Below are 7515 nucleotides of genomic sequence, written 5' to 3' on the forward strand. Positions count from 1 at the left end.
CAACGTGCGGCGGAGCAGGCGGACCGGACCAGCGGCGGTCACGTGTCTGCTACTCGCCCGGCGACTCTCGATGGCTCCGCGGGCTCTGCTCCCGAGCCGCTTCAGCCTGGGGCCCCGGCGCAACCGTGTCACCCGGCTTCCGGCGGTGCCCCGGTGTCCGCTCCGAGGCGGGTGTGTGCGGGCGTCCACGTCCCCGGGCGGCGGGCCAGGTCCCCAGCGCGTGGGCGAGCCGCTCGCTCTGCTCGTGGGTGATGCCCGGGGCGAACGGCCCGCCGAACCGCGGGCTTCGCTGGGCGTCGCACTGGAGGATGCCTGCGAAGGGGCGTACTCGCCACCACCGTACGGAGGTTCCGCGCGGCAGCGCCCAACCGGCCGCCTCCCACATGAGGTTCTGCAGGACGAACGCCGCCAGGCGCGGCGCATCCGCGGCCGGCGCACCGACCGAGACCAGTGCGCTTCCGATCACGCCGGCCGCGCCCGCCGGCAGATCGTCGTCGCCGAGCGCGGGCAGCAGGAGCAGCAACCGGCTGCGCGGGTCATGGACACCCGGGGCCGCCAGGTCGGGGGTGTTCGCGATGTGGGTCAGCTCCCGCCAGGACAGACCGGGTCCCTGCCCGCGCTCCGGTACCGCCCGGACGTGGTCGATGTACGCGAGGCGTGCGCCTCGGTGCCAGTCGGGGTGGCTGACGTACCACTCCGTCCCCCAGTCGGTGGGGTATTCGCTGTTGGCCACCACCACGCTGTGGCCGTTGCCGAACGGGACCCGGAACTCGATCCCGTCGGCCATCCCCGCTTCCCATGCCGCGTCGGCGTCGGCGACGTCCGCGCCGAACCACTCGGCGACGAGCCTGCGTTCCCCGTCCTCCGTCCGGCACGTCCGCATCAGGTAGGCAGCCCAGAACCCCTGCCGGAGCACCGGTCGTTCCCCGGTCGTCGGCGGGTCCTCGTCAGGTCGGTCGATCAGCACCCGCCAAGAGTGCCAGCGCCGGCCGTCCGGCGACACTCGGCCGAGACTCCCGTTCGATCGACGAGGCTCCTCTTCCACGCGTCAGTTGTGGCCGACGAGTTCGCGTTCGATGTCGTCCAGGTCGTGTGGCGTGTTGATTGCCCGCCACGGGCCGTCCACCGGATAGCCCATCAGCTGACGTGCTTGGATCAGTCGGGGAAGGGTGACCTGCTCGTGGTCGCCCTCGTCGGGCAGCAGCTCCACAACCCGCGGGTCGAAGACGTAGACGCCGCCGTTGACCCGTAGCGGCGGTGGCACACGCGAGTCGAGTGCGGTCACCCTGCCCCGCTCGTCACAGTCGGCGCTGCCCCTGGGCAACCAGGGGCGGGGCAGGGCAACCGTGGCCAGCGCGGCGTGCCGCCGGTGGTGAGCGAACATCCCGGTGAGCGAGAACCGCGTCCAGATGTCCCCGTACACGGCCAGCCACGGCTCGTCGGGCCGCTCCAGGGCGGTGGCCGCCAGCTTGAGTCCCCCGCCCCGCCCCAGGGGCCGTTCCTCGACCACCACGTCCGTACGCAACGGCAGCCGGTGGGAAGTGAGGTAGTCGCTGATCACCTGAGCCAGGTAGCCCGCGGAGACGACGACCTGTTCCACGCCAGACTCGGCGAACCAGTCGAGTTGATGGCGCAGGATGGGTGTGCGGTGCACTTCGACCATCGGCTTCGGCAGGGTCTGCGTCAGTGGCCGCAACCGGCTGCCGAAGCCGCCGGCCAGGACGACCGCCTGACGCACCGCGCCGAGGCCGACATCCCCGAAGTCCACGCCACCCGTGAGTTGCGACACAGCAACTCAGCGTACGCCACGCCCGTCCTCGCCGCTCCGAAATGCTCCGCACGGGCGAGCGGCAGGTTCGCGATCAACCCGAGGGACGTCGGGCCTCGCCTCACTGCGGTGGCTCCGACACCGGCTCCGGCGAGGTCTCCCTGACCCGCTGCCCGGCAGAGCCGCCCATCGAGTGGCGGGATCGGCTGCCCGTCAACCCTGCCCCTGAAGAGGGCGGTTACCGGGCGGCCCTTAGGCTGGGCGGCATGGGATGGGGGAATCGCCCGCGTTGGGCGTGGTGGGTCATGGCGGGGTACGTCGCCGGGTTCCTCGAAGGCACCGGAGCGCATGCGTACGACGTCGTCACGGGCGGCCTACATGCCTACGGCTACGCGCCCCTCGCGCTCCAACTGCTGTTCCACGCCCTGCTCTTGCTGGACCCGTTGGTCGCACTGCTGGTCGTCACCGCCCGCCCCGTCGGCCCGTACCTCGGTGCCGCGGTGATGCTCGCCGACCTCGCCGCGAACTGGTGGCTCCAACGGGACATCGTCCTCCATCACCCGGCCACCTGTCTCCGTCCGGTCGGGCTGCTGCCGATCACGGTCTTCGGGGTGTTCGTCCTCGCCACTGCGCTCCCGTTGCGCCGCGTCCTGGTCGCCGCCGCCCGGTAGGACCCGCCGCCGACCGGCGAGGGTCACCGACCAGCTCCTGGCGGAAAACGGTTCGGCGGCGCCCTCCAGCCGGGTGGCTCGACTGGAGGGCCGCACGGAATCCCGGAGCGCCGATCAGGCGGAGAGGCGGGCCGCCAGCTCCTTGGCCTTGGCGGCGGCCGCCTCGTGGGCCTGGGCCCGGGAGGCGTCGGCCGCTCCGACCAGGTCGGCCATCGCCGGGACGGTACGCGCCAGGGTCAGCTCGGGCACGATGACGTCGACCACCTCGAGGCCGAGCAGGCCGCTCAGCACCTTCTCGAGGTAGTTGGCCGCGAACTCGAAGCCCTCACGCGGGGTGCCCGGCCCGTAGGCGCCGCCGCGGCTGGCGACCACGGTGACCGGCTTGCCCGCGACGGTGGAGTTCTCGCCGCCGGTGCGGCCCATGATGATCACCTGGTCCAGCCAGGCCTTGAGGCTGGAGGGGATCGTGAAGTTGTACATGGGGGCGCCGATGAGTACCGCGTCCGCCGCCTCCAGCTCCTCGACCAGCTCGGTACGCAGGGCGAGGGCGGCCTTCTGCTCCTCCGTGTGGTCGGCCGGGTCGGTGAAGGCCGCGGTGATGCCGGCGGCGGAGAGGTGCGGCAGCGGCTCGGCCGCGAGATCGCGGTACACGACCTTGCCCTCGGGGTGCTGCTCCTCCCACGCCTTGCGGAAGGTGGCCGTCACCTCGCGCGAGGCGGAGCCGTGGGAGAGGGCGGAGGAGTCGAGGTGCAGCAGGGTGGCCATGGGAAGCTCCGGTGTTTCGAAAGAATCTTACGTAGCTATTAATAACACAGTCACTTACGTTTTTACAGCTCCATACGGCGACTACCCTGGAGTACATGCCGAACCACAGCGAGCAGGCCTGCAGAAAAGTCGACGAAGGCGTGACCCGCGTCTTCCAGCTCTTCGGCAAGCGCTGGACGGGCCTGATCGTCGCCACACTGCTCCCGGGCCCCGCGCACTTCGCCGATCTGCGGCGGGCCATCCCGGGCATCAGCGAACGCATGCTGTCGGACCGGCTCACCGAACTCGGCACGGCGGGCCTGGTCCTGCGGGAGGTGGACGCCGGACCGCCGCTGCGGGTCTCCTACCGGCTGACCGAATCGGGGAAGGCTCTGGAGCCCGCCCTGGTGGAGCTGGGGCGCTGGGCGGCCGAGCATCTGAACGGCGGCGGAGCCTGCGGGCGCGAGGCATGAGCCGCGTCCACGAAACTGCGGTCACCGGCCGGGCAGACGCGGCCGGGCGGACCCGCTCGGGCGCGGCCCTGCGCTGAAGGCGGCCCGCTCCGGTGCGCGCGGGTGACGCCCGAAGGCACGCCGAGCGGGATCCAACCCTACGGATGGCTCGCGTCTAGCCTCGCTGGCGAGAGTTCGCTGACGAAGGGCGGAATCGGTGGACGGCTTCCGAGAGCGCCGGCGTGCGACCGCCTGGCTGCTGCGAGACCCGGGCGCTGGCGACTCGGGGGATTCCGCCCGGGATCCGGCGGTCGGGGCCGCCACCAGGCATGCCGTGCTGGCCGCGATCGGTGATCCCGGCTCCCTGGTGGCTGGGGCGGCAACGCTGTACCGCTACGTCTCCGGCATCGATCAGCAGGCGCGCCCGCTCGATGCTCAGGAGCTGCAGGAGCTGGGCGACCCGATGGCCACGGTCTTCTTCCAGCAGAACAAGTACCCGATGACGGTCCAGGATCTCCTCGCCGGCCTTCCGCAGCCGACGGCCGCGGCGCCCCAGTCCGTCCACCTGATCAGCGAGGCCGGGCAGATCCCTCCCGGGGTCGACCTGCCGCGTGACCTGCGGTTCGCCATCACCCGCGCCGTTCAGGGCCGGGAGGTGGACCTGCTGATCAGCACCGGAGCCGACAGCGACCCCGCGACGACGTTCCTTCAGGTCGCCGCCTGGGACCAGGCCGCCGGGGTCTTCAACTACTACATGCGGATCAGTCCGGCCTGGGTCTGGGCGGGCAACTCGTGGTCGGCCCTGGCCTCCGGCTCCCGTGGGAACGGGTGCTTCGACAGCCACATCAACGGCAGTGTGGTGATGAAGGAGTTGAAGCTGCCCTGGATCAACTGGCAGTCCCAGGCCGCGACGATCCAGCTCGCCCCGGACGACCCGCTCCGCGCCAACCCGCTGTACCAGCAGGTCATCGGCGGGGAGAGTCTCGAACTCACCGTCCGCTCGCTGATCAGCCGCTGGACGACCGCGCGCCTGGCCGCCGTCACCCGAGACGGCAGCGTGGCGCAGCCCGACCACCTGATGCGCCATCTGTTCACCAGCACCACGGTGAACCTGGCCAGTTCGGCGACCCAGAGTTCGGTCATCACGACGTCCGGCGGAGACCTGGCACTGCCGGCGGGTTTCTGGTTGAACAAGGACGCCCTGCTGGACGACCTCGCCCTCCCCGTGGGTTCCGCCCTGCCCATGGCGCCCGCCGCCCTCTACGTCGCCGGCCTGTCCGCCTTCGGATTCCACCTGGAGGAGAAGGCGAGCGGGTTCTCCCAGCCCGGCGACACCTTCTTCGCCTTCGTGGTGCCGGAGGCCGCCTACGAGGACAACGACGTGGTGCGGCAGCTGGTGCGGCAGGGCGTCATCACCGCCAAGTTCGCAGCCTGCGCGCTCATGCTCGACTTCACCAACCCGGTGTTCAGCCCGGCCCGAGCACAGCTGATGGCCCATGTGCCCAGCACGCCGACCGCCGTCACGGCCCTGCAGGACCAGATCGTCCAGGCGATCTCCCAAGCCGCCGCGAACCTGCCCGGTCACAGCCCCGAGAGCCGGTTCGCGGCCGACTGGGCGCTGTCCGACGACAGCTGGCCCGCGGTCTTCGCCCAGCGCATCGACGACTACCTGGGCCGGGTCGCGAAGCTGATCAGCACCTCGGCCGGCTTCGACGACTACGTGCGGCTGGCCGAGTCCCGCCGCCGCGACTTCAGGGCGATGCGGCTCAACGAGTTCGAACTCACCCTGCCGGTCACCAACATCCCCCCGAATGCGCCCGGTCTCCAGATGCTCGAGGACGGCACCGTCGCCCCCAGGCCGTCCCGGCCGTCCCCCGCCCCGGGCGGAACTCCGCCCTCCGGTCCCCCTTCAGGGAAGGATCCCTCTTGAACACCATCAACTCCTACGGCCCGCCCGGAAACCTCGACGATCTCGACGACACCGGGCTGAAGGCCTGGAGCATGTTCATCGGCGACAGTGTCGACCAGGCGATCAAGGGGCCCGATCCCTCGCAAGTCCTCAACGACAGCCCCCGCAGCCAGTTCTACGACCTCACCAAGACGGACACCGCCGCCGACGCCCAGCAGGCCACGGTCACCTGGACGGCCTTCCCCCGCCGGATCAAGGTCCACTCGCTCAGCGACATCCAGCGGTGGCAGCGCGCCGACGCCAGCCGGGACGTCCAGGACGAGTACTGCGAGTGGAGCGTCACCCGCGATCCCGCCTCGGGGAAGATCACCAAGGTGATGTTCACCTGCGAGGGCCCGGAGTACTGGAACCTCCTCGCACAGTCCGACCCGGCCAAGGTCCTCCAGCTCTACCAGACCCACATCAGCCCCGACGTGAAGCACGGCGACCTCTTCGGCGCCACCGGCACCTACCAGCCGCGCAACCAGTGGAACGACTCCACGAGCCACGGCGCCATGCACCTGATCCAGGCCAACAACACCCTCGGCGCCGAGATCGAACTCGCCGCCGCGGCCACCATCGTGCGGAACATCGACGGCACGGAGCTGACCACCGACCAGGACCTCATCCAGTGCAGCCGGTACGGAGAGCCGGAACGCAACAGCGACCCGCACATCGGCGGGGCGGTGAACGCCCTCGCCCGCCAGAAGGCCGACATCGCCCTCGCCGACCCGGTCGGCCTCTACTTCGACGACCTGAAGACCGACGGCTGGGCCACCCCGGACGGCTCCGACCCCAAGAGCTACTGGACCCGCCGGCGCGGCGACGAGTCCCACCCGGTCCGGTTCGTCTACGAGGTGCCCCAGGACAAGGGCTTCACCGTGGGCGACATCACCATCAACGGCACGCCCATCCAGTACGGTGCGCAGATCGCCGACTACATCACCATCAGACTGAGCGCGGTCGCCTGCCGCTTCGGCCAGAGCACCACCCCGCCGAAGACCGCGTGCCTCCAAGTGCCCACCGCCCCGGCCGGAGCGGCCGAGGCCGCCAGACACATCAGCTCGCTCTCCGCCCACGGCTACCACGCCGCCCCGCACCCCACCTCCCGCACCCGCCGCCGCTGACCGTCTCGTCCAGGGCAGTTGCTCGCACGCTCGGGTGGCCCGGCCGTCCGAGGTCTCTCCTCCCGGCCGGTGTCCCCCGCCCGCCCACGGGCCGGGTGCACCGCCGCCGTCACCTTCGACGCGTGGGGCTGCGCACCGGCCAGCGCGCCAGAACCGGCGCGTCACTCCCGCCTTTCGACGACCTCCGTCAGGCGTCGCCGTGCGGGATGGCCTGCAGGCGGTCCAGATCCGTCTGGGACAGCCGCAGCGCACCGGCGGCGATGTTCTCCGCCAGGTGGTCCGGCTTGGAGGTGCCCGGGATCGCGAGCACATGCGGCCCACGGTGCAACGTCCAGGCCAATCGGACCTGCGCGGGTGTCGCACCGTGTGCGCGGGCGATCTCCACGACGGCCTCGTCGTGGGTGTCACCGGCGGCTGCCTCGCGCTGGTGGCCCGAGATCGCGAAGAACGGCACGAACGCGATGCCCTGCTCACGGCAGCTGTCCAGCAGGCCGTTGACGTCCGCCAGTCGCTTGTCGAGGCCGTACCAGTTCTGCACGCAGACCACGGGTGCGATGGCCTGGGCCTCCGCCAGGTGTTCGGGCGTGACGCTGGAGAGGCCCAGATGGCGGATGAGCCCCGCGTCACGCAGCTCGGCCAACGCACCGAAGTGCTCTGCGATCGAAGTGATCCCGTTCCTGCGCAGGTTGACGACGTCCAGGTGGTCCCGTCCTAGCCCCGTACTTCGCAGGTCACCGTTTCAGGTCTGTGGCCAGCGGGTTCGGGTGACTTCGATGCCGAGGAGTTCGAGGAGGTGGAGTTGGAC

At 70.8% G+C, this 7515-nt stretch carries 7 protein-coding genes and 1 pseudogene; 4 read left to right on the forward strand and 4 right to left on the reverse strand.

Annotated features, from left to right (window positions below; genetic code table 11):
- Positions 1-49 precede the first annotated feature (49 nt).
- Together ACWDAK_RS34335 and ACWDAK_RS34340 are read right to left on the reverse strand one after the other, a co-directional pair.
- Positions 50-967 carry a hypothetical protein gene (locus ACWDAK_RS34335; protein WP_427395720.1) on the reverse strand — a complete coding sequence of 306 codons (918 nt, stop codon included), beginning with the start codon at positions 965-967 and terminating at the stop codon, positions 50-52.
- Between the two features lie 81 nt (positions 968-1048).
- Positions 1049-1789 (reverse strand): nucleotidyltransferase family protein, encoded by a 741-nt coding sequence (locus tag ACWDAK_RS34340; RefSeq protein WP_344641298.1) that lies wholly within the window; start codon positions 1787-1789, stop codon positions 1049-1051.
- A gap of 245 nt (positions 1790-2034) precedes the next feature.
- Between ACWDAK_RS34340 and ACWDAK_RS34345 the strand changes: the two genes are divergently transcribed.
- Complete coding sequence (locus ACWDAK_RS34345) at positions 2035-2439, forward strand: hypothetical protein (protein ID WP_427395721.1); 405 nt, start codon at positions 2035-2037, stop codon at positions 2437-2439.
- Between the two features lie 114 nt (positions 2440-2553).
- Here the strand turns inward: ACWDAK_RS34345 and ACWDAK_RS34350 are convergent, their stop codons facing one another.
- Positions 2554-3204, reverse strand: a complete 651-nt coding sequence (locus ACWDAK_RS34350) for an FMN-dependent NADH-azoreductase (protein WP_344641296.1) — start codon at positions 3202-3204, stop codon at positions 2554-2556.
- 95 nt (positions 3205-3299) lie between these two features.
- On the opposite strand from ACWDAK_RS34350, the gene ACWDAK_RS34355 reads away from it, so the two are divergent.
- The 3 genes from ACWDAK_RS34355 (at position 3300) to ACWDAK_RS34365 (ending at position 6710) form a co-directional block, all read left to right on the forward strand.
- Entirely contained in the window at positions 3300-3656 is a 357-nt protein-coding gene (locus tag ACWDAK_RS34355) for a winged helix-turn-helix transcriptional regulator (RefSeq protein WP_344641295.1), read from the forward strand.
- Positions 3657-3852: 196 nt separating this feature from the next.
- Positions 3853-5565, forward strand: a complete 1713-nt coding sequence (locus ACWDAK_RS34360) for a hypothetical protein (RefSeq protein ID WP_427395722.1) — start codon at positions 3853-3855, stop codon at positions 5563-5565.
- Positions 5562-6710, forward strand: coding sequence for a hypothetical protein (locus tag ACWDAK_RS34365; protein WP_427395723.1), 1149 nt, complete (start codon positions 5562-5564; stop codon positions 6708-6710). Before ACWDAK_RS34360 ends, ACWDAK_RS34365 begins: the two co-directional genes overlap by 4 nt.
- Before the next feature lie 187 nt (positions 6711-6897).
- On the opposite strand, the pseudogene ACWDAK_RS34370 reads toward ACWDAK_RS34365, so the two are convergent.
- A pseudogene (locus ACWDAK_RS34370) lies at positions 6898-7425 on the reverse strand (aldo/keto reductase); the annotation flags it as partial.
- Positions 7426-7515 lie beyond the last annotated feature (90 nt).

This window comes from Kitasatospora sp. NPDC001175 (genome assembly GCF_053598215.1).